The 23,024-nt window shown below is 36.8% G+C and carries 28 protein-coding genes; 13 read left to right on the top strand and 15 right to left on the bottom strand.

The genetic code is table 11. The features are described from left to right. Window positions 1-9: 9 nt before the first annotated feature. Window positions 10-480, bottom strand: a complete 471-nt coding sequence (locus AB1Z56_RS09440) for a nuclear transport factor 2 family protein (protein ID WP_426791867.1) — start codon at window positions 478-480, stop codon at window positions 10-12. A gap of 117 nt (window positions 481-597) precedes the next feature. On the opposite strand from AB1Z56_RS09440, the gene AB1Z56_RS09435 reads away from it, so the two are divergent. Both AB1Z56_RS09435 and AB1Z56_RS09430 read left to right on the top strand, forming a co-directional pair. Then, complete coding sequence (locus AB1Z56_RS09435) at window positions 598-930, top strand: winged helix-turn-helix transcriptional regulator (protein WP_309366963.1); 333 nt, start codon at window positions 598-600, stop codon at window positions 928-930. Between the two features lie 306 nt (window positions 931-1,236). Then, on the top strand, window positions 1,237-1,869 hold the full coding sequence (locus AB1Z56_RS09430; RefSeq protein WP_426791866.1) for a hypothetical protein: 633 nt from the start codon (window positions 1,237-1,239) through the stop codon (window positions 1,867-1,869). Between the two features lie 975 nt (window positions 1,870-2,844). Here AB1Z56_RS09430 and AB1Z56_RS09425 read toward each other — a convergent pair. Further along, entirely contained in the window at window positions 2,845-3,408 is a 564-nt protein-coding gene (locus AB1Z56_RS09425; RefSeq protein WP_426791865.1) for a hypothetical protein, read from the bottom strand. A 319-nt stretch (window positions 3,409-3,727) separates the two neighbouring features. Here AB1Z56_RS09425 and AB1Z56_RS09420 point away from each other — a divergent pair, with 319 nt between their 5' ends. Further along, on the top strand, window positions 3,728-3,844 hold the full coding sequence (locus AB1Z56_RS09420; protein WP_426791864.1) for a heavy metal-binding domain-containing protein: 117 nt from the start codon (window positions 3,728-3,730) through the stop codon (window positions 3,842-3,844). 46 nt (window positions 3,845-3,890) lie between these two features. Here AB1Z56_RS09420 and AB1Z56_RS09415 read toward each other — a convergent pair whose 3' ends face one another. Continuing rightward, window positions 3,891-6,455: an AAA domain-containing protein gene (locus AB1Z56_RS09415; RefSeq protein ID WP_426791863.1), complete on the bottom strand. Its 2,565-nt coding sequence runs from the start codon at window positions 6,453-6,455 to the stop codon at window positions 3,891-3,893. 226 nt (window positions 6,456-6,681) lie between these two features. Further along, window positions 6,682-7,296: a DUF4304 domain-containing protein gene (locus AB1Z56_RS09410; RefSeq protein ID WP_426791862.1), complete on the bottom strand. Its 615-nt coding sequence runs from the start codon at window positions 7,294-7,296 to the stop codon at window positions 6,682-6,684. Window positions 7,297-8,311: 1,015 nt separating this feature from the next. On the opposite strand from AB1Z56_RS09410, the gene AB1Z56_RS09405 reads away from it, so the two are divergent. From AB1Z56_RS09405 to AB1Z56_RS09390, 4 genes are all read left to right on the top strand, one after another. Beyond that, the gene (locus AB1Z56_RS09405) at window positions 8,312-9,214 is read left to right on the top strand and encodes an SDR family oxidoreductase (protein ID WP_426791861.1); all 903 of its coding nucleotides are present in this window, start codon (window positions 8,312-8,314) and stop codon (window positions 9,212-9,214) included. A 47-nt stretch (window positions 9,215-9,261) separates the two neighbouring features. Next, window positions 9,262-10,179 carry a helix-turn-helix domain-containing protein gene (locus AB1Z56_RS09400; protein WP_313265327.1) on the top strand — a complete coding sequence of 306 codons (918 nt, stop codon included), beginning with the start codon at window positions 9,262-9,264 and terminating at the stop codon, window positions 10,177-10,179. A gap of 80 nt (window positions 10,180-10,259) precedes the next feature. Continuing rightward, entirely contained in the window at window positions 10,260-11,231 is a 972-nt protein-coding gene (locus AB1Z56_RS09395; protein ID WP_426791860.1) for an Rpn family recombination-promoting nuclease/putative transposase, read from the top strand. A 204-nt stretch (window positions 11,232-11,435) separates the two neighbouring features. After that, a complete protein-coding gene (locus AB1Z56_RS09390; protein ID WP_426791859.1) occupies window positions 11,436-11,606 on the top strand; it encodes a heavy metal-binding domain-containing protein in 171 nt (56 codons plus the stop codon). Window positions 11,607-11,625: 19 nt separating this feature from the next. Here the strand turns inward: AB1Z56_RS09390 and AB1Z56_RS09385 are convergent, their stop codons facing one another. The 6 genes from AB1Z56_RS09385 to AB1Z56_RS09360 form a co-directional block, all read right to left on the bottom strand. Continuing rightward, window positions 11,626-12,069, bottom strand: a complete 444-nt coding sequence (locus tag AB1Z56_RS09385; protein ID WP_426791858.1) for an SMI1/KNR4 family protein — start codon at window positions 12,067-12,069, stop codon at window positions 11,626-11,628. A gap of 194 nt (window positions 12,070-12,263) precedes the next feature. Next, a complete protein-coding gene (locus tag AB1Z56_RS09380; protein ID WP_426791857.1) occupies window positions 12,264-12,674 on the bottom strand; it encodes a hypothetical protein in 411 nt (136 codons plus the stop codon). A 6-nt stretch (window positions 12,675-12,680) separates the two neighbouring features. Beyond that, a complete protein-coding gene (locus tag AB1Z56_RS09375; protein WP_426791856.1) occupies window positions 12,681-13,169 on the bottom strand; it encodes a hypothetical protein in 489 nt (162 codons plus the stop codon). 3 nt (window positions 13,170-13,172) lie between these two features. Then, a complete protein-coding gene (locus AB1Z56_RS09370) occupies window positions 13,173-13,406 on the bottom strand; it encodes a hypothetical protein (RefSeq protein ID WP_426791855.1) in 234 nt (77 codons plus the stop codon). 56 nt (window positions 13,407-13,462) lie between these two features. Further along, window positions 13,463-13,807: a hypothetical protein gene (locus AB1Z56_RS09365; RefSeq protein WP_426791854.1), complete on the bottom strand. Its 345-nt coding sequence runs from the start codon at window positions 13,805-13,807 to the stop codon at window positions 13,463-13,465. Window positions 13,808-14,111: 304 nt separating this feature from the next. Further along, window positions 14,112-14,450, bottom strand: a complete 339-nt coding sequence (locus tag AB1Z56_RS09360) for an energy transducer TonB (protein ID WP_309360117.1) — start codon at window positions 14,448-14,450, stop codon at window positions 14,112-14,114. A 180-nt stretch (window positions 14,451-14,630) separates the two neighbouring features. Here AB1Z56_RS09360 and AB1Z56_RS09355 point away from each other — a divergent pair, with 180 nt between their 5' ends. Further along, a complete protein-coding gene (locus AB1Z56_RS09355) occupies window positions 14,631-15,026 on the top strand; it encodes a DUF6896 domain-containing protein (protein ID WP_426791853.1) in 396 nt (131 codons plus the stop codon). 237 nt (window positions 15,027-15,263) lie between these two features. On the opposite strand, the gene AB1Z56_RS09350 is transcribed toward AB1Z56_RS09355, so the two are convergent. The 4 genes from AB1Z56_RS09350 to AB1Z56_RS09335 form a co-directional block, all read right to left on the bottom strand. Then, on the bottom strand, window positions 15,264-15,776 hold the full coding sequence (locus tag AB1Z56_RS09350; RefSeq protein ID WP_426791852.1) for a hypothetical protein: 513 nt from the start codon (window positions 15,774-15,776) through the stop codon (window positions 15,264-15,266). A 7-nt stretch (window positions 15,777-15,783) separates the two neighbouring features. Next, window positions 15,784-16,455, bottom strand: coding sequence for a hypothetical protein (locus AB1Z56_RS09345; RefSeq protein WP_426791851.1), 672 nt, complete (start codon window positions 16,453-16,455; stop codon window positions 15,784-15,786). Window positions 16,456-16,503: 48 nt separating this feature from the next. After that, entirely contained in the window at window positions 16,504-16,911 is a 408-nt protein-coding gene (locus AB1Z56_RS09340; protein WP_309360123.1) for a GNAT family N-acetyltransferase, read from the bottom strand. 88 nt (window positions 16,912-16,999) lie between these two features. Beyond that, window positions 17,000-17,257 carry a DUF7660 family protein gene (locus AB1Z56_RS09335; RefSeq protein ID WP_426791850.1) on the bottom strand — a complete coding sequence of 86 codons (258 nt, stop codon included), beginning with the start codon at window positions 17,255-17,257 and terminating at the stop codon, window positions 17,000-17,002. Window positions 17,258-17,930: 673 nt separating this feature from the next. On the opposite strand from AB1Z56_RS09335, the gene AB1Z56_RS09330 reads away from it, so the two are divergent. Both AB1Z56_RS09330 and AB1Z56_RS09325 read left to right on the top strand, forming a co-directional pair. Further along, on the top strand, window positions 17,931-18,707 hold the full coding sequence (locus AB1Z56_RS09330; RefSeq protein ID WP_309360125.1) for a hypothetical protein: 777 nt from the start codon (window positions 17,931-17,933) through the stop codon (window positions 18,705-18,707). 50 nt (window positions 18,708-18,757) lie between these two features. Beyond that, window positions 18,758-19,552: an alpha/beta fold hydrolase gene (locus AB1Z56_RS09325; protein ID WP_309360127.1), complete on the top strand. Its 795-nt coding sequence runs from the start codon at window positions 18,758-18,760 to the stop codon at window positions 19,550-19,552. A 10-nt stretch (window positions 19,553-19,562) separates the two neighbouring features. Here the strand turns inward: AB1Z56_RS09325 and AB1Z56_RS09320 are convergent, their stop codons facing one another. Beyond that, window positions 19,563-19,697: a hypothetical protein gene (locus AB1Z56_RS09320; protein WP_426791849.1), complete on the bottom strand. Its 135-nt coding sequence runs from the start codon at window positions 19,695-19,697 to the stop codon at window positions 19,563-19,565. 325 nt (window positions 19,698-20,022) lie between these two features. Between AB1Z56_RS09320 and AB1Z56_RS09315 the strand changes: the two genes are divergently transcribed. The 3 genes from AB1Z56_RS09315 to AB1Z56_RS09305 all read left to right on the top strand — a co-directional run bounded on the left by AB1Z56_RS09315 (window position 20,023) and on the right by AB1Z56_RS09305 (window position 23,007). After that, window positions 20,023-20,514, top strand: a complete 492-nt coding sequence (locus AB1Z56_RS09315; RefSeq protein WP_309360129.1) for a hypothetical protein — start codon at window positions 20,023-20,025, stop codon at window positions 20,512-20,514. Between the two features lie 501 nt (window positions 20,515-21,015). Continuing rightward, window positions 21,016-22,071 carry a serine hydrolase domain-containing protein gene (locus tag AB1Z56_RS09310; protein WP_426791848.1) on the top strand — a complete coding sequence of 352 codons (1,056 nt, stop codon included), beginning with the start codon at window positions 21,016-21,018 and terminating at the stop codon, window positions 22,069-22,071. Window positions 22,072-22,080: 9 nt separating this feature from the next. Next, the gene (locus tag AB1Z56_RS09305; protein ID WP_309360133.1) at window positions 22,081-23,007 is read left to right on the top strand and encodes an alpha/beta fold hydrolase; all 927 of its coding nucleotides are present in this window, start codon (window positions 22,081-22,083) and stop codon (window positions 23,005-23,007) included. Window positions 23,008-23,024: the final 17 nt, after the last annotated feature.

Raw genomic sequence — 23,024 nt, 5'->3', positions numbered from 1 at the left:
TCTGTTATTTTAATAAGTGAAATCCAATTTTAGTCGGGTCTGTACGAGTTTTTCGATATACCAAGTGTTATCTATTTTAACGAAATCGCCATGATAATGTCCGAAACCATGTAATGTCCGGAATGCCGGAACATTGCTTTCGTTTAATAAGACACTCTTCTCGCTTTCAGGTCTTATCAGGCGGTCTTCCATAGAAAATACAGCATGGACTTTCTCAGGAGACAGTATGTCCACTTCAAAAGAAAATAAATGATGGATTGCGGTTGCTTGCCCTACACTTGCAGCAATCTTACCAGCTATTTCCGCTCTTCCTGACATTTCGACAAGAGCATCACCGTTGACATCCAATGGAACAAATGTTCCGTCCGAGGTGAATAAACCAGCAAGCTCCTTGAAGTTTTTGTTGTCAGCATTACGAACATACTTTGCCATTACCGTTCTTATGTCATCGGTGATTTTTAATTTTTCTAAATCTGTCATATTCATTTTTATATTTTTTGATGTCTTTGACAAATTTATGGTGAATTTGATATACATTTGTTACCAGTATAACAGAGTATATCAGTAACATTGGTTATATCACTTAAATTTGTAGCTATGGAAAGAGACCAGACAGAAGAGCTTAGGGCATTACAGGACACCCTTTATTTTATCGGAGGAAAATGGAGAATACCAGTAATCAATTCGATCTGCAACGGAAATAAGCGATTCCGTGAAATAGAAAGAAGTATTCCTGGTATAACAACAAGGATGCTATCTAAGGAATTAAAGGATATGGAACTGAACAAGCTAGTAAGGAGGAACGTTTATCCCGAAACGCCAGTACTAATCGAATATGAACCCACGGGATATTGTAAAACATTTGGGAAGATAATTCAGGAAATGATTAACTGGGGCCGAGAACACAGAAATGTGATCATTGAAAAGTGATGTTATAAATCAGTAATAAGGAGCAATAAAGCAAGTTTATTCAGGGTAATACCCATATCAATATTTTTAGTATTTATAATCTATTCTGATTTAAATATGGATCACAAAAAAATAATAGGCGAGTTTAAAAAACAGATCGATAAAGCAAAAAAGGGAAGTGTCAGCTAGAAAGAAATCGATCAGTATTTTGATTTAATAAAACAAAGTATCCAGGATGATATCAAAGAGGGCTTTAAGGATACAATTGCCAGAAATCTTACTTTAGGAATTGGTATCCATGCAAGAGAATATCCTAAATATCTTATTTTGAATGATCAAAAAGAGGGATGGAAATATATTACGCGCTATTTACTATGGCAACAGCATATTTTAGAAAAACTGTTTGCTTATAAAGAGGTGACACCGAAATCTATAGGATGTATTATCGGTTTGTCACTTTTACGGAATATGGATGATCTCGCAAGATTATCGAGAGCCTATTTTCAACTTTTATTTGAAGAGGACAGGAAAAAATACAAACAGAAGGAGACGCATCATTTGCTTTTAGCAATTTTATATGACCTGATTCAAACGAAGGAAATAAATCAGGAATTGTATTCCACTTTACCTGTTGATCATATTTATAGGAGATTCCTGGATCAATGGCACTCAACGGATGAAAAAGTTATTGGTGACCTACTTTCTGAAATATGCGATTTTCACATTTATAGCTCATTAGATTTAAAAGATAGATTTTCAGAGATCCTTTCGTTAAATTTTATTCCGTATGAGATCAGGTTAATTGAAAAAATACGAAGTGAGCAAGGATTAGGAAACGTAAAAATCAATCACCCCTTACTTGAAACTCAATTGGCAGATATCCCCGAAACAGCTAATGAATGGGATCTTTCTCACGATGAAATTTATCAGTTTTTAAAAAGAAGAGAGGGTAAAGCATGAAACATATAAGGAAAAGGTAAAATGGGAGCGAGCTATGTAGATTTTTTTAGTCGTCCTGCAGGTAACTTTTACAGTTTTTCTTTGTTCGGTAGGAAAGGAGGGAATCGAACCAACTGCTCTCACGCCATTTGAAAGCACTTTTTAAGGGGCTTTTTATAAGTGCCACGAATATGGATTTTTATCTTGTTTCAAAGATTTATCATCCCAAATGATTATAAACAAAATTAAATATGTTTTATCGCCTGAATAAACTCTTAGCTTTAAATTTTCCGATTTGGGTTGACTATTCAGATCCAAAAAACTTATCGTGCCAACAATACCAAAGCGTACAAATTTCAAAATGGTTTCATTCAACATATAAGTTTTTATTTTCACCTTTAGTTCAGTAAAATCTGACCTAGATTCAATTGTTGCTAATCCTTATTATTCAATAGTTTATGCTAATCAGATTTCAGTTTGGGTATTTCTTCTATATTTTTATAAGGTAGTTTATAAATAGGGTTGAAATAATTGTAATATCTCCAAAAAGCAAAAGGATTCATCGGAAACAATCGGTATAACGTAGTATTGTTAGATTTTACATTGCCCTTTTTCAAATATGCATGCCAACTCTCCTCTATCCCTTCGAAGTTTTCAGCGCTAGTTGCTCTTATATAGAAGTCACCGGAGCTATTTGCAAATTTGTAATGGTATGTATCTACGAGCCAATCACAAAGCGTTCTCAATGGATTCAAATTAAATACTACTATTATTAGAAGTATAGGGACTAAATACTTAATTATTTTTTTCATATTAATTACATCCTGTGTTGGATTGAACTTTAATCGGATTTGTTGTTGCACCAGCGACTCCAGCGTCTTTCTTTGCCTTAATAGCTTTATAGAGGCCTGAAGGTGTTGTTCGATAGTTTATAGGTAACGGCGCGGCGGTCATAGTTTTTCTTTCTATTATCCAATCTTGAACAGTAATCTTATCTCATCTTAACTTTATTCCTTGTGTTTCAAGTTGGTCCGCGCCCGATAAGATACCGAAGCTTCCAATTCTTTTTGTTGCCAGTTTATTATGAATTTGATATTTTAATTTTCTTGATGTCGCTTGAATTTCTGTCCAGTCCCAAGCATTTACTTTTCCGTTGAATGTAGTTGAGCTTTCGTTTTTCAGTGCTCCGTTTTCATTAAAATGTCCGATGTGAGATTGATTAAGTTCGCTGTTCTTTAGTCCACCGAAATATAATTGAATAAGTCCCCAACCTTCTGTCGAATATCGAAAGGTGTGACCTTTACAATATTTGGGGTTAAGGTCAATTTTTTTGAATATGGGTTTACCTTTATGTCTTGGTGTCCAAAGTTGAAAAGTAACAGCAAATTTGTCTCCATTGTCAAGGTCAAACTTTGATGATATTTCGTTAACAGTTTTGTATTGGCAAATCCCTTGCCCGTATGGTGAATACGAGTCGTAAACGTGCAAGTCAGTGTCCTTGAAAATGAAGTCAAGAATTTCCAATTTATCGGCTTTGTCAGCGAAAAAATCGTAGGTCATAGTTTAAGTTTTCTGTCTTTTAGTTTTGCTGGTCGTGGATTACGTATTGGCGAAGTCGCGTAGTTGTATCGCAAGATACGAAAGTAGCGCTGTTTTACCAAGTCGCTTGTTAGAAGTCAATGTTCTTCGTTCGTAAATATGTGAACATGTGAAAGGAATGACTACGGTTTCCCGTAACTAATCCCGCTTTTAAGCTCATACCTTAGCCTTACAGTTTGTACTAAACTTGAAAGTTAATAGCTGTAAACCTATTAATTCAGCATAAATAATGTATATTAGGCTTGAATATTAACCTTGCCCGATTGAAAAGTCGCATGCCATGATAGTGACCACGACCAATTCCATCGAAGGGAGGGAGATTTCACGATATAATGATCCAATAGCTGCCAACGTTGTAATCGGCACCACTGTCTTTAGCGAGATAGGAGCGAGCTAATGTGAAATGATATCACATTTACTAGCCATAATAGGGGGAAACTTATCTATTGCTTAGGAGCAGACAGGTCACCCAGTTTCCTTGCCAGCCTTTCCCGCTCACCGCTACCCGTAGTAGAAAATCGGAGTAGTGGTAGACCATACTTTTCCAGTATGGCATCTTTCATTATGTCGCGTTCCGATTGTTTGCCTTCGGCGGCGTGATAGGCATAACCATCCACTTCGATCGCCAGGACCGGATTCTTTCCAAGCTTGTTGTAGATCAGAAAATCCAGGTGCGTCTTGTGATGGCTTGCATACTTTGCTTCCGCAGGCGTCAAGAGTGAGTAGTCGTCAATCAGGCTCCGCAATGGAAAGTGGAGGAGTACATCATATTTAGAAAACCTGTCATCAGATAATACCGAACGCACCAGCGTATACATTAGGTTTTCACTATCAAATATCGATTTTATACGCTTCTGGGACAAGATCCTGCGCCGTTTTTCCTCATAACCTTTGTATAGGTAATCAAAGATCGAATGCAGCTTACTTTGTATGATCGTGAAGTTATTGTATTCAATATAACGGATCAGATCTGCAATATTACTTTCATTTTCAGAATCGTTGCCATGTACCAACAAGATCAGCTGGTCTTTAGCGCGCGAGATTGCAACATTTAGTCGGTTAGGGTTATCCGTAAACTCGGAGATTTCATTGTCGACCGTCGATAGAATAATCACATCATTTTCTCTGCCCTGAAATTTATCAACCGTGTCAGCTATAATTTCCGTACCCGCAAAAGTACCCTGCAAAGCATTTGTCTGATTACGATAAGGTGTCACAATACCCAGATCAACCGAAGCAAGCTGCTGTTGTGGAATAATCTCCTGTAGGATAACATCGATCTGTCGCTGATTCATCCGTGCCCGCGCATGGTTACCGGCCACTGTACGATAGACCAGGAGCGGTTCACGCTCTGATGTTGGCTCAGATAGGATAATGAGCTGATCGTTGTAGAATTTACGGTTACAGAATTCAATAATCTTTGGATGGCAACGGTAATGTTCTTTCAGAAGTGTTTTATGGATACCAGGGAATAACTGTGTGATGGATGCGAGTAAACTGTTTTTCGCATAATGATAAGGATCAGACAGCTTGAATGCATGAAAGATCGCATCTGTTTTTTGGGCCATTGTGGCATCCACTACATTCGGCAGCTGCTTGAGATCACCGACAATAACGGCACGTTTGGCGCATGACAGGGCCAATGCACCCGTTGCCATATCCACCTGTGAAGATTCATCAATGATCACATAGTCATAGACGGTATGCTCAGCCAGGCATCTTCGCAGCGAATAGGTGGTACTCATGATGACGGGATAGTCTTCAATGAAACTTGTGGACTTACCACGCAGATCGGCCTCCTGATATATCGGACGATCCTTGTGCTGATACCTGTTGTAAAGCACATTTTTAAAAAGCCGCATCGCGATTTCCGTATACTCACGCATCTTTGCATCAAAGGAGAAGTTATGTAAAGCCTTTTCCAATGATCCGATACGAGATGCCAGTTCCGCAATCTTTGTTCGGTAATAAGCCGACTGAGCGATCCTGATCATGTCCCAATGCGATAGGGTATAAAAGTCCTTATCTTTGATGCGGTACCTGAAGCGATAGACTAGTTTCTTCCACCAGTTAAACTGTTTGCCAGTATGCTCCAGATCGGTGACTGAATTCCAGAGTGTCAATAGCCGATCTGATGAGAGGTTACTATTCAGTTTAAATTCTGCTATTGATTTCACCGTATTCAGAAAATGCTGCTGTTCTGTCTTTATATTTTCTATTAAGAGCTTTAGGGCGGCTAGCTCGTTCTTCTGTGCTAGTTTTTCGGTGAGCTGTAACAGGAGCTCACTATTCTGCTGTTTTAACTTAGTCAGCTGCTTCTCCGTTAACTGAAACTCGGATAGGTCAGGAATGTCCGATTGCGATTCTATAAATTCTCTTTTATTATGGTTGCTTCCCAGTAAAGCAGCGATAAAAGAGAGACCATTCTTATGCAATTTTTCATACACATTTTTCGTTGCCGAGTTATTGCTTGACACCACAGCTACACTTTGACCATGCATAACAGCGTTGGCAATAATATTGAGGATCGTCTGCGTTTTACCGGTACCCGGAGGGCCCTCGATAACACTCAGTGGGTTGGCAAAGGCATTATTTACAGCCTCTTGTTGACTGAGGTTGAATCCAAAAGGAAAGATTTCAATGGGAGAGAAGGGGATACAATCTTGTGGCTGTGTTTCATTTAGATAGTTCGATAGGATAGCATATTCTGGGATAAATGATATTCTATTATAGCTATCTTCAAGAATATTTTTTCCATCATCAGACTTAAGCCCTACAGCATCTGCAATTGTTTTTAGATAATTGAATGTTGTTTCCGCTTTTTTGCTCTGCAAAGCCGATTTGATGACCTGAACTTTATCTTTATTGTACGTATATTTTTTATTACTGCTTTTAAATGCCACAATACATTTCTCCCCTACGAAAGAATAGGACTGGATATCGTTGGTCTTGTCCCTTCCATCGATATAGATGGCTTCTTTCTGTGAGAATATATTTGAATTGTGCATTAGTTAGTAATTTATATTGAAGTCTAATTTAAGTTTTTCCCCTTAACTGCCCTAACCATTTTTAGCGGATATTGTCAGCGCAATAACTCTTATTAGCTCAAAATTATATAAAAAGCCATTACCCTATAATATAGATGATTTTAAGAATATCAAAATCAATATTTTAAAATAGAAGGATCTATGACTATAAATGGGTAAGTAGCGATTAGTCCTAGTTGATCGTAAACTAAATTAAACCCTTCTTTTCTGCATATTCTTTGAGGTTCGCTATTTGATATCGATTACAATTTTCTTTTGATATTTTCCTGTATTCGGCTCTGGCTTTATCCAGGAGCTTTAGCTCGCCGAAAAACGTTATTTTAGCGGCGACGTTGAGTAAGGTTTCCTCGGATGTTTCCAGTTCGTTGATAAGCTTTTGTTCAGTGTTTAATTTTTCAAAAAAAGGTAAAATAAAGCTTGAAATATTGTATTTCATTTCGGCAATTAGTTCTTCAACATCTGTCATCGTTGTTATATTATACCAAATATCGGGTAGGCCCCTCATGTAGCTAATTCTTTTTCTTATCATACATTCAGGTTCGGTGGGATATGCCGGTACGCCTTTGTTATGAAAGTTAAAGCACGCTAGCCAATACTCGGGCGAAAATATTCCAACGTTTATAGTGAAACGGATATCGTCTTTAGTGCTATAATAACTTTTTTGAATATTTATGATGTGACCGATTTTCTCAAGCGGCAGATAAAAATTGTTGGCCTTCTTTTTAAAACCAAGCGGTTTTAAGATTTTAATAAAGCTTTCTTTTATGATTCTGTCAAATTTTTCTTGGGTTTCTGTTTTCATATATGACCGTTGTACTATTATATTTATTCAATGTTTGAAAAGCGGTAAGGCTTCAATCTAACAAAATATCATATAAAATTTTAATTTTTTTATGGTGAAAAACTATTATTCAAAAATAAAGTTTAGCAAGATATAATCTATTATAATATGAAAAGGATTTAAAGAATTGCGGTACTTTCATTGCCATATTATCACCGACGTACCAAGTTCCCTTATTTCACAAACAGAAGTTGTTGAGAAGATAAGCGTATAAGCTAAAGCAACATCGGCAGAAAACAAAAATGATTTTCTTCTTGACGTTTATTTAGGCGTCAATGAGCGTGTTGGCATTTACATATGTTTTAGACAAGTGAATTTAAAACGAATATTTAGAATGGAAAATAGCTAGCTATAGTAATTTTTTGTTCCTCAATGGTCTTGTAACTATGATTAATAAAACTAAATTATATTTTCATATGGACAACTTAAATATAACATCAGCTACAGTATTGGACTTTGAAATACCCTCATTTTACAATACTTACAAAACCACTTCTGTGGCGGCATATTGAAGGTCTTCTGAAAATCTCTCTTATAGCCTGAAAGGCTTCTCCCTGTAAGTTGTGCAAACTTTTCGATAGGGATATTGAAATGAAAATTGCTCAGCATAAATTTTTCTAGAGCCTTGAAACCGCGGGACCGTTTTTACCCAATTGAATTTTAGTGATTTCTGACATTTGATTGATTTAATGTTACTACACAAAGGTCTTGATTTAATAACTAGATTGCTTTCTTCTACGGTTCAATTTACTTGTCTGTATAGTTCATCTATTGGTAAATTGCATAGTCATTGGTTTTGAACCCAGACAGCCAATATGATCAAAATGTCCGGTCAACAAATTGAGTAGCTTAGTTGCAAAGCTATATATTGATAGAAATTTCAAAGCCTGGTTTTATTCCGGCTACAACATAGTCACTTTTGGCTACATTTGTGAATTCGCCAAGTCTGAACTTTGCTTCATAAAAGATTTAAGATATGAAAGTATTTATTACAGGAGCTACAGGTTTTGTTGGAACAGCCGTAGTACAGGAATTATTAGAAGCAGGTCACGAGGTTCTAGGACTGGCAAGATCAGAAGAATCTGCAAAGAAATTAGTTGAGGCAGGTGCGGAAGCCCACTATGGAAACCTGACAGATTTTGAAAGCTTAAAGTCAGGAGCCCGACTTTCTGATGCTGTGATCCATTTAGGGTTTGTTCACGATTTTAGTCGTTTTCAAGAAATGTGTATCCTAGACAGTGAAGTAATTGGAGCGCTTGGAGATGCTCTGGCTGGAACTGAAAAACCTTTTCTCATTACCTCCGGAACCGCGCTGTTTTCAAAAGATGGATTTACAATGGAGAAAGACCGCGTTGTTAACTACCCGCATCCAAGGATTGCTACCGAAAATGCCGCAGACGATCAGGTTAATAAAGGCGTAAATGTTGCGGTGATCAGATTATCTCCTTCCGTGCATGGAGAAGGGGATAAAATCGGATTTGTACCACTCTTTATTAGAATTGCAAAGGAAAAAGGCGTATCGGCCATCATTGAAGATGGAAATAACCATTGGCCAGCTGTTCACCGCTTTGACGCAGCAAGACTGTACCGCTTGGCTCTTGAAAAACCGTTTGAAAAAGGAACCAGATATCATGCTGTAGCTGAGGAAGGAATTCAGCTTAAAACAGTGGCAAATGAAATTGCCGAACGTCTCAACATCCCGCTAGTTTCACTGAAGCCAGAACAAGCTGAACAACACTTTTCCTGGTTTACACATTTTGCAAAACTTGACAACCAAAGCTCGAGTGTGCAGACAAGGGAATCACTGGACTGGAGTCCTGTTCATCCTACTTTACTGGAAGATTTAAAAGGTTCCTATTACTTTTCTGATCTTCAGTAATTTGTATTTTTATTATAATCCACATAAACACAAAATTCTGTAAAGCCATGTCCGATAATAAACCGATAAGACTAAAGACCATTTCTGAGTTTCATAAACTTCGGGGATTGCCGGTACCAAAGCATCCGCTGATCAGCGTAATCAATTTTGAAGATATGAAAGTACCGTCCGTAATTGGAAAACAAAACTTGCTGTTCGACTTTTATACGATTTCTGTAAAACGGGATATGGACCACAAGTACAGATATGGGCAGAAGGATTATGATTTTGACCAAGGAGTGATGTTCTGCATGGCACCGCATCAGGTGTTAAGTGTGATACGGGAAGAGAAAGGAAAGAATCCTTCCGGATGGATGCTAATGATCCATCCGGATTTTCTCTGGAATACGCCACTGGCAGCATCTGTCAAAAGATATGAATTTTTCGATTATTCTGTGAATGAAGCCCTGTTTCTATCAGAAGACGAGGAACTCAAAATGCTGCAGATCATTGAAAACATCAAGCAGGAATATCACAGCAATATTGACCAGTTCAGCCAAAATATAATAATCTCTCAATTGGAGACCCTGTTTAATTATTCCCAGCGGTTTTATCAGCGCCAGTTTATCACACGTAAGAAAGCTAGTCATCAATTTTTAGAAAAGCTGGAAATATTTCTTAACGAATATTTTGAAGGAAAAGATATTATACAGAATGGGATACCTACGGTACAGTTACTCTCGGAGAAACTAAATATGTCGACACAGTATATGCGGGGCATGCTCAAATCGCTGACAGGACAAACCACCCAGCAGATCATCCACGAGAAAGTAATTGAAAAAGCCAAAGAGAGACTTTCTACAACTGAACTTAGCATCAGCGAGATCGCTTATGAGCTGGGTTTTGAACATTCCCAATCATTCAATAAGCTGTTCAAGGCTAAAACTAATATTTCTCCTATGGAATTTCGTAAATCTTTTAACTGATCACAACTTTTTTGCTAATTATTTTAGTTTTTTATTTATTTAATATTGTATATTTGATGGAAAACCAATTAATAAATATTATGGCTAGATCAAAAAAGCACTTGGGTAAATATGTAGATCCACGTACCGATTTCGGTTGGAAATTTTACTTTGGTAGAGAGGACAACAAGATCTTACTGATTGAGTTTCTCAATAGTCTATTTCATGGAGAGAAGATAATTTCGGATCTAAGATATAAACCTGTAGAACATGATGGTGATTATGAGGAAATGCGTCGTGTTGTATTTGATTTACACTGTATCGGCAGCGATGGTGAAGTTTTCATCATTGAGATGCAGCAGCTCTTTCAAGAATTTTTTAAGGATCGCGCGGTGTATTATACCTCACGTCTCATCAATAAACAATTAGCGCGAGGTAAGAAAGGGGACGATTATTACCTACCAGAGGTTTACTTTATCGGTATTCTGGAGTTTAACATGGATGGAAATGGAAGTTCTAATATGTCCCGTGTGACAGAGCGTCCTTATTTTTATGATGTGGCGCTGTGTGACAAATTGACCAAGGAAATATTCTATGATAAATTGGGATATAAGATGATTTCGCTTCCCTTGTTTAATAAACAGCCAGAAGAACTAAAGACAGTTATGGATCAATGGTTGTACTTACTTAAACACTTGAGTACCATGGATAGATTGCCATCATTTTTGGATAAAAGAATATTTGGTCTTATCTTTGAGATAGGAGAGATAGGTAAATTAACGGAGGAGGAACTAATGTCATACGAAGCAAGTTTAAAACATAAGCGCGATGCTGAGAGTGTGTTCAATTCGGCCAAGAAATCCGGAGAAGCTTTAGGACATGCTAAAGGTCTAGCGGAAGGTAAAGCGGAAGGTCTAGCAGAAGGTAAGGCAGAAGGTAAAGCGGAAGGTCTAGCAGAAGGGGAACGCAAAAAAGCTCTTGAGACTGCTAAAGCATTTAAGGAAATGGGGCTGCCTGTAGAGGATATTGCTAAAGGCACAGGACTTTCAGTCGAAGAGGTCGAAAATCTCTAAGTTTCGCTATTGGGGGACTGTTCCACTAAATGTGCAAATAAATTACGGAGTTCAGCTATGTCCCTTATATTGGACTCTGTTTCCATATAAAGTAGAACTGACCCATACCCTAGCCTTCTAGTTTGTAATCATCTTGAAAGTTAATATCTGTAAACATATTAATTCAGCATACCATGACCAATTCCAAACTTCCCATAGCAGCCAATGTTGTCATCCGGTACCAATATCTTTAGCGATAGAGGAGCGAGCTATGTAGATTTTTTTGGTGGCCACTCTACCACCTATGAGAAGCAGATGCAGGAGATGTACAAGCGTGTTACCGAAGCGCTCAAGCAGCGTGCACAGGCAATTCGTGCTTGCTATTATTGGGCTTAGTGTCGATATCGATGGAATTTTAGGATGTAATACCCAACTCTCGATGCCACTGATATAATCCTCCGGGGTCGAAGACATTCCCTTTTAAAAAACGCTGCAAAAACTCTGTGAGGGACGACGTCAATGCAATTTTAGGGTGCGTTGCATTAAATATTTCATATCGGCAATCTCCTAAATACCTTAATCCCCATATATCTGAATTAATCATATATTCTGAAAAATAAAACCAATTATCCCCATAGTTGTCTGAGTACTCCATTATTCCATCAAGTGGTATAATATTGAAAATATCTTCATTACAACCGAAACCATTACATAAGAGATAAAATCTTCTAAACTCATCGGGCAAAGGAAATCCAATTTTTTGCTCAAAGGTATCAATCTCCGAGAGCATTGCTCCAGGATAGATGTCAATTCCATCTTTCTCGTGCTTTTGTTTTATAGCCGTAATTAATTGTCTCATTGCTATTATGTGGTAAAACTGGCGGGGTATAAAATCATCTTAAGATAAAGTTATTAAATATATTCGTCCATAAGTAAACGCAGTAGGAGTAAATGTAGTTCTGATAAAGTTAATACCTCCGTTCCAATTTCTCGAAACCTTCGGTGGAACCATAACAAGCATATCAAACTCTTTCGTTTAAATTTTCCATTTCTTTAGTGTTTTCTGGCTTCTTTCAGATGCCAACGCAATTCCTCATGAACTAAATCAAAGGCGAAGCTGGAAATTCCAAAATCTTTTGAAAATATCTCATTATTATTCTGCCAAACTGTTATTTGATCCCAACAAGCGAGGAAGAAACTCCCTTCCTGAATAAAGTCCATCCAACCATTGGCTTTAATTGATGCTTGTTTGTCGGTCAATATAATACCCGAGTAATTTTCTAGGCTACCATCCAGAAACATTCCATCATGCCCTTCTATGCAGGATTCTGACCAGTGAAAATCAAATTTAAAGCTCATACCTAACAAACTATTTAGTTCATCAGCAAGCTGGATTTGCACTAGTTCCCTTAATTTTGGCCCCATAGCACTTGAAAGGCCATATTTATCACAATTATCTTCCATAAATTCTTATTTACGTGTTGAAGGTAATCTTTTCAATGTAAAGACAGCATATCCGACCACGGGAAATATGGCTGAGAGAATAATATAAATGCATTTCGCTTGAAATTGCCAATTTATATTCAATGGGAGCGGGATTCTCTTGATGAGATGAGCTATTAAAACATCATATGCTATGTAATAGGCCTCAGGAACCAGGCATAAAATGGTGATATCTATATTGGTATTAAACTGATAGTTTCCCGTAATGAGTATACAAGATATTAGCATCAATAGTCCAATCAATGTTGGGCGGAATACGGTGAATATTTTTCTATTTCTTTGCGCCTGCAGGTATCCCGCATAAATAAGTCCTGCAACTTGCAATCCAAAAATAATCAGGTTAAAATTTAAACTCCCCGTAAAATACCTCAGCCAATCACCGTCTGTTAATAATGCATAAAATGTTAAAGCCATAAAGCTGAGATGTACAAATAGGGGACCGTTAATTCTCTTCATTATCTATATTACCGTATTTGAATACATGCCCATATCAAAGTAAAGCGTATCTCTTTTATCTACAGCAATAGCGCCTACATAACTGTCTATTCCGTTTTGTTTGACCTGCTGCCATTTATAAGGAGCTTCAAGCGTAAATAGACCAAAATCCATTGTCTTTGTGGGAGATGGATCTTTGCACCCAACCACAAGGATGGTAAGGGCAGAAATTTGGGATAGTTTTATGAACTGTTTCATGCTATGGCTTATGCGTTGAATTTATAAAATCCGGCTGAAAGGCACAAGAAGTCATTTCAGTGCCAGTCGCAATAACAAAAACGACATTGTTTTGCTGTTGGAGTTCTGGCTAGCTTACCACAATTGGGACAGTAATTAAAAAATATTTCAGAAGCATGATTACGCATGATAAGCGTTGCGGTATCTTCATTAAATTTCTCTAGGCCGTTGTTCAATAAACTTAGTGCATTTTCGTCTTTGGTCAGCCATCCAGCTTTAAAGTAAACTCTCTTTATTTTATCAATATCTTCATTTTGATCTATTTTTAAAAGTGAATGTGCATGTTTATAAGCAAGTTTCTCTTTTGAAGATATCAAATGAAGATAATGCTGTATAATGTAATTTTGTATTTCTTTTTTCATAATTATAATGTCTAAACTTTCTTTTTCCAACTTGAAAAAATGCGATTTACAAATATTATCAGAGTAGTACATGCCCAAATAATTAATGAGTAGAATAGCACAACTAATGATGCTCCACCTTGAAAATTCGCGGGATCTATATAGAGAAAAATATTAAGTGCAAGGCTAATGGACACAATACATATCAGTTGAACTTTTTCACCTCTACCACCAATTACAAACCTATAGCTGATATAGCAAAATAGGAGTATGTACAGTGCGTAAACCATAATGAATTCATGATCTGTGGGAAACATATTCGCTATTATTTAGTTTTTCTTTTGTTATTTTCTAATGCTAGATTACCAGCGTCAAACCTCAGCGGGTAGGTGTATCCGCATTTTACAGCACGTCCATCTTGATATCCCGGTTTCCAGGGACTAGATTTTCTAATTAATTCAATTAATGCTTCACCTGTATGATAACCAATATCTTTGGTTATCTGAAAATTACTTAGCCGGCCATCTTTCTCAATCGTAAAATTGATAATCAGTTTGCCGTTTACTTTTGCTTTCTTGGCAGCAGTTGGTATCTTATAATTTTTAACAATCCAATTTTTAAATCCGTTTGTACCATAAGGTGGCTCAGGAAATACTTCAATCATGTGAGGAGGAATATCCGCGATTGAGTCATCCAAAACAAGGGACTGACCGACAGCTTGCGATAAGATGCTTATCGATACAATACACATAAATGATAACTTGTGAATCCAAAAAAATCCCATTGTATTAATATATATAACTAAGCAACTAATTTACATATCTAATTTGTATCTTGATGCAATATGATTAATCTAGTAATAAGAAAAGTATTGAACGATTATGTCACTTTCATAAACGACTTCAAATATCAGTTTTCTCCAAATATGGATGAATTTGAACAAAAGAGCAGTCGAAATCGCTCGGGACAAATTGGTGGATTCAATTACCAGTTTCATGGTGCGGGCTGCCGTTTAGAGAAAGACGGAATAGTATGTGAATTTGATTTTATGCCAACCAATGAATATCCCATAAAGTTTTCTTTATGGAAAATGAGCGAATTTATTTTAACCAATAAAACTTATGGAATAGGTAAATTGGAGGAGTCGGAATTACATGAGGTGCTACATACACTTGTTGAAGATGGCACACTTGTCAAATTGGTATTGGGTGGCGTGATTTGGGAAATATACCAGATTTAACACGAAATTTTATTTGCGGATATACTCCTTAGGATAGTATGCTTTTTCAGAAATTCAATAGCATCTTCGTTTTTTAATAGCTGTAAACATATTAATTTAGCATACCACGACCAATTCCATCGAAGGGAGGGAGATTTCACGATCTCATGATCCATAGCAGCCAATCTAGTCATCGGTACTACTGTCTTTAGCGATATATGTAGGTTTCTTTGTCGGTCGCTCTACCAGCTGTCCTCCTCAATCTTTAATCATTGCACAGATCTTAAAGGTTTTCTGTTCTCTGGCCGGCATAACGGAATTAATTCTATTTGCGAAAAAGTCCTTAATTAATTCCCAGTCACTTATATTCATACTACCATTCCCGTTTTTGTCGAGGTAGTCAATAATATTTAAATTACCAATAACTTCAAAATTGTCTCGAAACTTCATAAAGTCTTTTCGGAAAATTAAAAATCCGTAAGAACCTAAAAAGTATGGTTCAGTCTCAGGATGAATTGACCACATCTTTTTAAGTTCATCATCAGAATATTTGAAGTAGTCACACTTTCTATTTCCTATTCCAAAGAATTCGATATCATTAATGTTTGAAGTAGTAGGCTTGTCGAAACTGTCGTAGGTCAATGCCGCGAAAGTAAAATATTGCGGACTTTTGTTCTTGCGCGTACTCGTACAAAGCAACACTTTAAATTTATTGTCAGCGGCTTTGAATGTTAACAAGTCTCCTTGATTAATATCTGTTATTTTTAGCATAGGATGTTTAATCAATAATTTTAAAGTTCAGTTTGTTATTCCCTATTAAAAGGAGTAGTTCTTCGTTCGTTATACTTCCATCAATTTTGTTCGGTAGTACAACGCCAACCGGATGTCCAAAATTTAGGTATTCAGTGCTGTACATGTTTCCTGTCGAATCAATCAATCGTTCTGATTCAGACCATTCATATCCAATGAAATCAACTTGGTCTACTAATTCTTCAATCGTTTCCAATTCAATAATATCTTTGGGATATTTTAAGTCAATTATTATCGAAGGAAACACGGGCGGATTAAATTTGTCCTTGCTTTTCCAGTTTTTCAAGTATTTGGAAATGATTTGCTCAAGTTTGTTGAAATTGAAATTGTCATATATACTCCACATATCGTTAAACAACTCCCTATCTATGTCCTTTATGGGTTGAATGGAGTTTAAATGTAATTCTGCGTCCCTCAATCCCCTTATTGGATTTTTAAAAACATCAAAGGGAATCTTCCTTGTAATTGAATTATTTATATCGTCAATTTCTACCCACCAATAATCAACACGTTTAAGTTTTTTTAATCTCTTATATTCGGCTAGTTTGCCCGTAAAAAAATAGTAAATCCAATTCCTCTTAATTTGTGAAGTAGAATTTAACAAGGAATCACTATATGATATTTGTAATGTTTGTATCATGCCATTATTGCTGACAATATTTGCTCGAACTTTGTGATTTCCTCCATTTTAATGATCACCGCCAGAATAGATCCACATAGGCTCTGTTTGACCAGCTCGTTCAAAACCATTCTTTTTATAAAAGTCTATGGCTTTACCGTCAGCAGTAAGCATCTGCATATGAAAATCCTTATAAATCTCTTGCATTTTATCCATAATCAAATGACCAACCCCTTTGCCTTGATAGGAGGGTAGCACCAGTAGATGCGGATAATAAACCACGAGATACCCATCGGAAATAGCATTTCCGAGGCCTACTAATGTTGTACCATCCCATGCCGTGACCAAAGAATGCGAATTTACGAGTGCTTTAATCAGTAGTTCTGGTTTTTCGGCTGCGCTCCATTTATTAGCTTGGTAAAGTTGCAGAATGTCGTTTGCATTCAAATCTCTATTAACACTAAGCTTTACGTTCATATATTATTCTGTAGTGTTGGTATGTATACTTAAGTAAATGTTCGTTGGAAATATGCGAACATGAGAAAATCGAAGTTTATGCTTCATATTACTCATAAATTTTAGCTCCCTTGAAAATATCAGCAAATGTTGACCACGAAGCTTTTTCAGCATCCACGTTTGCATTTGTATTATCATAATACCCTTGGATATCTTCTGTATATGTCGCCAAAGCTTCCAGAAAATCAGGTAAGGTTTTGTTTTCCCAAGTTTCAGGATGTTGTAGCAAATCCAGGCGCAACAAATCAAGAAATTTGATGAAGCTCTGTCTGTCTGTGACTTTCATTTCGTATAATTTATTATTCATGTAATTTACTTAATTGTCCATAATTTAAGGCCTATAATTTTGATCATTTTATCTATTCTTGCAAATATCAGGTTCAGCTTCTCTTTGAGCGGAATATCATATTTACAAATGCCCTGAACATTTTGAAATCTCCAGCATTCCAATAAGTTTCTAATTTCAGCTAATGTAAAGCCCACTTACTTGATCACTTAGCAAAAAGTCAATCCGCAAGGATTATCAATATGTATTCCGCAATGCATAGACGAGGAGGTAAGCCCGATTTTAATGATTTTCAATCGGTTAAAAATTATAAGCCTGATCGTGCTTATGGGTTATCTAAATTATACCTTATCTGGATCACCAAACACCTGGCCAAAGAATTAAAAAACAGGGGTATATCAATCATTTTATCGAGGCTTGTCTTACTCGTCTTTATCGTGGCAATATGTTTTAGGGTGCGGAAAGACATCAAAAAAAAAGCTACATTTTGAAAATACCTATGCGATTCAGAATGTCTTGACAGGTAAAGCACTCAGACCTTTTGGCGCACATATCGAAAATGATGTTGAAATCATTTCTTATCCTCTTAAAAACTAGGAATGTATAACCTGGGAATGTATTGTGATAGTGGATAATACTTATTTACTCAAAGATCTATTTAATTTTTTTACCTTAGCTGACAGTAATTACTGACATGAAAATTCTCAGAAGCACTTTTTTTAAAAAGCGGAAATCCAATCATGGTGATTTTGAACTGATCCCTGATAAAGGATGGGAGATTTTGCAGTCCTTTATCGATTATGAATCCAAGCTTCTTGTTGTCACGACTACAAAAGAAAAAGATGTCCCGCATCAAGGCTCGGTGAAGCAGTTAGATGTCAGACAATTTATCATTGACCCCGTAAAGGCCAAGATACTCATCCCTTACGTATATCGGACACTTTTTAATTATAAAGTGAGCGAGACGATCAGCGATGACGGTAAGCTATGCCTGATATCGCAAAGAATACATGATGAACAACGAGACAATGACTTTATTTCAGAAAAGTTGTACGATGCAGAAGCGGGTACGCTTGTTTCTTCGTCCGAATCGGTCGCATTTAATCAGAATAAAAGAATAAATCTGCTGGATAGACATTATGCCTGCCAAAAATTAAATCCCACAGATCTCAAAGCAGGAGAGATAAAACAATACTGCTCCAACTGCAAGGCTATGATAGCAAATAATCCAAGATATCCAAAAGCAATCTGCTCGACTTGCCTTTCCAAAGATAAGTATAACGAAGATGGACTGTTTGTTGAGTTTTATAATATTGATCTTTCAGGTGGATTAAAAGTTATCTGCAAGAATACCGCTGGTGAAATTATTTCTGAAGATAATACCCATTGCGAATATATATGCTACATCGATGGCAAGGCGTTTGTTGCCCGAGAAGCCAGGTTCGGAGGGATTGTTATTCAGAAAAGATGATTCTGTGTGATTGAGAAAAAGGATCTATATTTCTTAGTTTAACTTTTAATATGAAAAATTGGAATTCTTCATACTGCCGTACAAATAATATAGATATACACTTTACAAGGACAGGAGGTACCAAACCTCCTATCATATTATTACACGGACTTATGACAAGTGGTCTTTGTTGGATGGATCTAGCAAGGCGATTAGAGCAAGATTATGATGTAATAATGCCCGATGCAAGGGGACATGGAAAATCAGGTAAACCAGATTTCGGGTACACCTATAACGATCATGCAAACGACATTATCGGCTTCATTGAAGCACTCCGGCTGCCACCGGTAATATTATTAGGGCATTCTATGGGGGGAATGACTGCTGCCTTAGTAGCAAGCCTTAGAGCAGACCTGCTCCACACATTGGTACTTTCCGATCCAACGTTTATTGAACTTGATGTTCAGTACCAAGTTTATAACAGCGATGTAGCTCAGCAGCATCTGAAAGTTTTGGAAATGTCGATGGAGGAAGTAATATCTGAAGGAAGGAGGCGACGTCCCCAGAGGTCCACTGAGCTATTGGAAATATTTGCTCAAGCAAGACTTCAGACGTGTATACAGGCATTTGATGTGCTTATTCCTCCAAATCCTGATTATAAGGAATTAATGGGAAAAGTTTCTGTTCCTAGCTTGCTTGTGTTTGGCGATAAAGGAATAGTTTCTTGCAATGTTGCCAAAGAGCTGCAATCTCTTAATACACTAATGGAGATCGAACAAATTCCATATGCCGGTCATTCAGTTCATTTAGACCAGCCTGAGCATTTTACTTCTACTGTAAGTTCTTTTTTAGCTTCCGTCTATTAATTCAATAACCTCATGTTCGTATATTTTTAAAGGAACTCAAATCGATACTTTGATACCCTTGACCATCTTGATTCGAAACCTCATGACTATTCGTTCGGACATTTTTGACCCTATAAATATTGATTGCCCCGATTACTTTTCTCATATCCGTCATATTTTAGTACAACTAAAATATATAACATTTTGAAGTTTAATAGATTGTAGTAGTTTAGTTGTGCAATTCCCTGATAATAATTTGAAATTGTAATCTAAATTTTACGTAAATTCGGTATTCTTTTTAGGTTTACTTCATATGCTCAAAATCCTAGGCCCTCTGCGCTAAAACAGAGTTCAGGAAATGTGAAGAGCAGCCAAAAACAGGTAGAATATTTTGATCATTTAGTTTTGGCAATAAAATTGTGAGGTTGCATATCTTTGGAGCTATTCAGATGTTTCACATAAAGAAAAAGTTTAGTTTAATAGATAGAAGGATGTATTTATATCTTATACTGATCGCTGGTTTAGTCATATTTATTCTGTTGTCTATTGTACTTTACAGAAAATACGCTGCTGGGTTTAAACCCGATAATAACCAGATCATTGATCAAAGTTCTGCAGATTTAACGATGGGTGAACTAAGAAAAATATCCTCACGGCCGATTCTGCTGGGGTTGGAGGATAACCTGGTTAGTGATGAAGATTTGTATTTTGATGATGTGAATTTTTATGCGATCAATACTAAGCATAATAGAAAGGTGGTTTTTCCGCTTACAGATATAGTGGAGTTGAGTAAGACTTCTGTAATAATAACGAATCATCATGTTTGGCTAGTCATCCTCCAGACAAAAGATAATAATAAAATTGTCTTCAGATTTACGCATAATTATACGATTTGGAATAAGAATTTCCATGTGTTTTATCAGAAAGTCAATCAAATTAGCCCTTCTGCAGTTAAATCAAAATGGAGCCTTTGGACTATGTAGTATCGTTTTGTGGCAAAATAGTTGGAGCTGGAATGCCCAGGTGCAGACTAATAAGGTAAAAATAAAGTTTGAATCGGGGAAAGATTACACCCTTTTTACGGACATAGGGTCAGGTGAGGCCCCAAAAAAATATTACCTGCCGTAACTTTTGAGGACTCTGGCGCATGTGTTCATCGGTCGTGCTGACGCTATTATAGGGCTAAGTGTAGATATCGACAAAATCTCAGGAAAGGGAGTCAGAGGTTTGTGCCTAGTATTATGATTATGAACCTGGTAAAGCAATTGGAAAATAATGTCGAATTATTTAGAAAAAGAATTGGTATATTAACCTATCTGTTCTATTTTTGCTCCACGCGATACTGTTCCTCTGAACAAGTCATTAAAAGTCCTTTCTGAAGTTGACTGATCGACTGCCATCAGCTAGAGATATGGAGTGAAGATCGCAATTTTAATCAGTAATGAACATAAACTGAAAATCACATCAAATTATTGCAAACATAAATGAACCAGGTTTTTAAACTCACCATATTTGTATTAACAATACTATTTATTCCTCATTATTCTTCTGCACAAAAGAAAGCGGATTACGTAGAAAAAATTGACAATTTATTAAAAAACCGAAATCCCAGAGATTTTAACGGAGTGGTTTATATCCAGCAGAACGGAAAATTAAAATATGCAAAAACCTATGGATTTGCCGATTTTGATAAGAGAACACCTCTAAAAATCAAGGACCTTTTTTCTACAATGTCCATTGCCAAACAATTTACAGCGGCCCTTATTTTACGGCAGGTAGAACAGGGTACGATCGATCTGCAGGTACCTATTCGCAAATATCTGCCAGATTTTAAATATGCCTGGGCGGATACCGTTACTGTTCATCAGTTGTTAAACAATACTTCGGGATTGAATAGTGACAATATGGACGAACCCCTGAAGTTTAAACCGGGTTCTGCTTTTAGTTATTCAAACATAGGATATTATGTGGCGGGACTGGTCCTGGAGAAGCAGAGTGGTGAAAAATTTGAAAAACTTGTTGCTGAATTGTTTAAAGAGTGCAAAATGAACGGTAGTTATTACCCCAACGAAACAAATAGTAAATTTTTAGTGAAAGGGCACACGATCAAAAGCGACAGGAGTTTCGTCCTTAAGGAAAAATCCGGATTTGATGCGCCCCACTACTATGGAAGTCATCTAATTGTTACTGCGCCTGACTTAGCTCTTTGGAACGAATGCTTGCACAGGGGGAAAGTTTTGAAGCCTGAAACCTATAAAATGATGACTGATTACGTAATCACCGCTGTACATCCGATTTTTGGTGACGAACCCATTGGTTATGCATATGGTTTACGAATAAATGACAAGGCTGATATTTATGAAATTGGACATACTGGCTTTCACCCAGCGGAAGGTTTTACAGCTGTAAACCTGTATTATCCGAAAACTAACACGAGCATTGTCATTATGGAGAATGTGGGTAATGAAAATTTTGACATCGCCTATTTTTACGAGCAGAAAATCAGGGACATTATAAAACAAAGTACGCTTTTAAGGTAAGTCGCTTCTATGAGAAAAATATTTTTATTGATCTGCTGTTTACTATCATTAATCGCAAATGCACAGACCGGGCGTACCATTTATTCAAAATCTTATGGACAGCGTAAAGATCCTGTGATCATATTTATTCACGGCGGACCGAGTGGAAATTCAACACTTTTTGAGGGGACGACCGCTGAAAAGTTAGCAAGCAAAGGATTTTATGTCATCGTTTACGACAGACGTGGTGAAGGTCGCTCCATTGATAGCACTGCAACATTTACTTATCAAGAAGCGATTAATGATCTGAATGAACTTTATAAAACATATTCGCTCAAAAAGGCTAATATCATAGCTCATAGCTTTGGAGGCTTGGTTGGGACGCTTTTTGCAGCACAGAATCCTGATAGAGTAAATTCGCTGATACTTGCGGGGGGGCTGTTTTCCCAGCAGGAAACATATGACCATATTTTAAAAACCACAAAAGAATATTATACGGAGAAAAAAGACAGTCTGAGCCTTCAGCAGATTGCGGAGGTGCAGAATCTTTCGAAAAATTCAGCCGAATATAGAAAAAGGTGTTACGAACTTGCTTCCAAAAACGGTTATTTTACGATGCCTTTTCCAACTGCTGAAGCAGATGAACTCCGTGAACATTTTGAGCTGGGTAAATTCGCTAGTTCCAATATCAGAAATAACAATGCACCTATTGTGTTCTATAGAAATGAACCTAGAAATAACATTGACACACAACCTATTTTAAAGAATCTAAAAAAACAGGTTAAATTATTTGCAATTTATGGAAAACAGGACCATATATTTTCAGACAGGCAATTAAGCAATATGGAGAATATAGTAGGAAAGCAACACTTTATGATCGTTGAAAACTGTTCACATTTTCTTTTTGTTGACCAGCAGAAAATATTTATCAACGCGGTTGTTGGATGGCTAAAATAATAGGGTTGAAAATTTCC

This window comes from Sphingobacterium sp. WOUb80, assembly GCF_050058145.1.
Classification (GTDB): domain Bacteria; phylum Bacteroidota; class Bacteroidia; order Sphingobacteriales; family Sphingobacteriaceae; genus Sphingobacterium.
The sequence above is the reverse complement of the archived record's forward strand: the minus strand, read 5'-3'. Positions and strand labels throughout refer to the sequence as shown.

Excerpts from the sequence above, each read along its gene's own strand:
- AB1Z56_RS09440 (WP_426791867.1), bottom strand. The coding sequence starts at position 480 with ATGACAGATTTAGAAAAATTAAAAATCACCGATGACATAAGAACGGTA.
- AB1Z56_RS09435 (WP_309366963.1), top strand. The coding sequence starts at position 598 with ATGGAAAGAGACCAGACAGAAGAGCTTAGGGCATTACAGGACACCCTT.
- AB1Z56_RS09425 (WP_426791865.1), bottom strand. The coding sequence starts at position 3,408 with ATGACCTACGATTTTTTCGCTGACAAAGCCGATAAATTGGAAATTCTT.
- AB1Z56_RS09420 (WP_426791864.1), top strand. The coding sequence starts at position 3,728 with ATGATAGTGACCACGACCAATTCCATCGAAGGGAGGGAGATTTCACGA.
- AB1Z56_RS09415 (WP_426791863.1), bottom strand. The coding sequence starts at position 6,455 with ATGCACAATTCAAATATATTCTCACAGAAAGAAGCCATCTATATCGAT.
- AB1Z56_RS09410 (WP_426791862.1), bottom strand. The coding sequence starts at position 7,296 with ATGAAAACAGAAACCCAAGAAAAATTTGACAGAATCATAAAAGAAAGC.
- AB1Z56_RS09405 (WP_426791861.1), top strand. The coding sequence starts at position 8,312 with ATGAAAGTATTTATTACAGGAGCTACAGGTTTTGTTGGAACAGCCGTA.
- AB1Z56_RS09400 (WP_313265327.1), top strand. The coding sequence starts at position 9,262 with ATGTCCGATAATAAACCGATAAGACTAAAGACCATTTCTGAGTTTCAT.
- AB1Z56_RS09395 (WP_426791860.1), top strand. The coding sequence starts at position 10,260 with ATGGCTAGATCAAAAAAGCACTTGGGTAAATATGTAGATCCACGTACC.
- AB1Z56_RS09390 (WP_426791859.1), top strand. The coding sequence starts at position 11,436 with ATGTTGTCATCCGGTACCAATATCTTTAGCGATAGAGGAGCGAGCTAT.
- AB1Z56_RS09385 (WP_426791858.1), bottom strand. The coding sequence starts at position 12,069 with ATGAGACAATTAATTACGGCTATAAAACAAAAGCACGAGAAAGATGGA.
- AB1Z56_RS09380 (WP_426791857.1), bottom strand. The coding sequence starts at position 12,674 with ATGGAAGATAATTGTGATAAATATGGCCTTTCAAGTGCTATGGGGCCA.
- AB1Z56_RS09375 (WP_426791856.1), bottom strand. The coding sequence starts at position 13,169 with ATGAAGAGAATTAACGGTCCCCTATTTGTACATCTCAGCTTTATGGCT.
- AB1Z56_RS09370 (WP_426791855.1), bottom strand. The coding sequence starts at position 13,406 with ATGAAACAGTTCATAAAACTATCCCAAATTTCTGCCCTTACCATCCTT.
- AB1Z56_RS09365 (WP_426791854.1), bottom strand. The coding sequence starts at position 13,807 with ATGAAAAAAGAAATACAAAATTACATTATACAGCATTATCTTCATTTG.
- AB1Z56_RS09360 (WP_309360117.1), bottom strand. The coding sequence starts at position 14,450 with ATGATTGAAGTATTTCCTGAGCCACCTTATGGTACAAACGGATTTAAA.
- AB1Z56_RS09355 (WP_426791853.1), top strand. The coding sequence starts at position 14,631 with ATGATTAATCTAGTAATAAGAAAAGTATTGAACGATTATGTCACTTTC.
- AB1Z56_RS09350 (WP_426791852.1), bottom strand. The coding sequence starts at position 15,776 with ATGCTAAAAATAACAGATATTAATCAAGGAGACTTGTTAACATTCAAA.
- AB1Z56_RS09345 (WP_426791851.1), bottom strand. The coding sequence starts at position 16,455 with ATGATACAAACATTACAAATATCATATAGTGATTCCTTGTTAAATTCT.
- AB1Z56_RS09340 (WP_309360123.1), bottom strand. The coding sequence starts at position 16,911 with ATGAACGTAAAGCTTAGTGTTAATAGAGATTTGAATGCAAACGACATT.
- AB1Z56_RS09335 (WP_426791850.1), bottom strand. The coding sequence starts at position 17,257 with ATGAATAATAAATTATACGAAATGAAAGTCACAGACAGACAGAGCTTC.
- AB1Z56_RS09330 (WP_309360125.1), top strand. The coding sequence starts at position 17,931 with ATGAAAATTCTCAGAAGCACTTTTTTTAAAAAGCGGAAATCCAATCAT.
- AB1Z56_RS09325 (WP_309360127.1), top strand. The coding sequence starts at position 18,758 with ATGAAAAATTGGAATTCTTCATACTGCCGTACAAATAATATAGATATA.
- AB1Z56_RS09320 (WP_426791849.1), bottom strand. The coding sequence starts at position 19,697 with ATGAGAAAAGTAATCGGGGCAATCAATATTTATAGGGTCAAAAATGTC.
- AB1Z56_RS09315 (WP_309360129.1), top strand. The coding sequence starts at position 20,023 with ATGTATTTATATCTTATACTGATCGCTGGTTTAGTCATATTTATTCTG.
- AB1Z56_RS09310 (WP_426791848.1), top strand. The coding sequence starts at position 21,016 with ATGAACCAGGTTTTTAAACTCACCATATTTGTATTAACAATACTATTT.
- AB1Z56_RS09305 (WP_309360133.1), top strand. The coding sequence starts at position 22,081 with ATGAGAAAAATATTTTTATTGATCTGCTGTTTACTATCATTAATCGCA.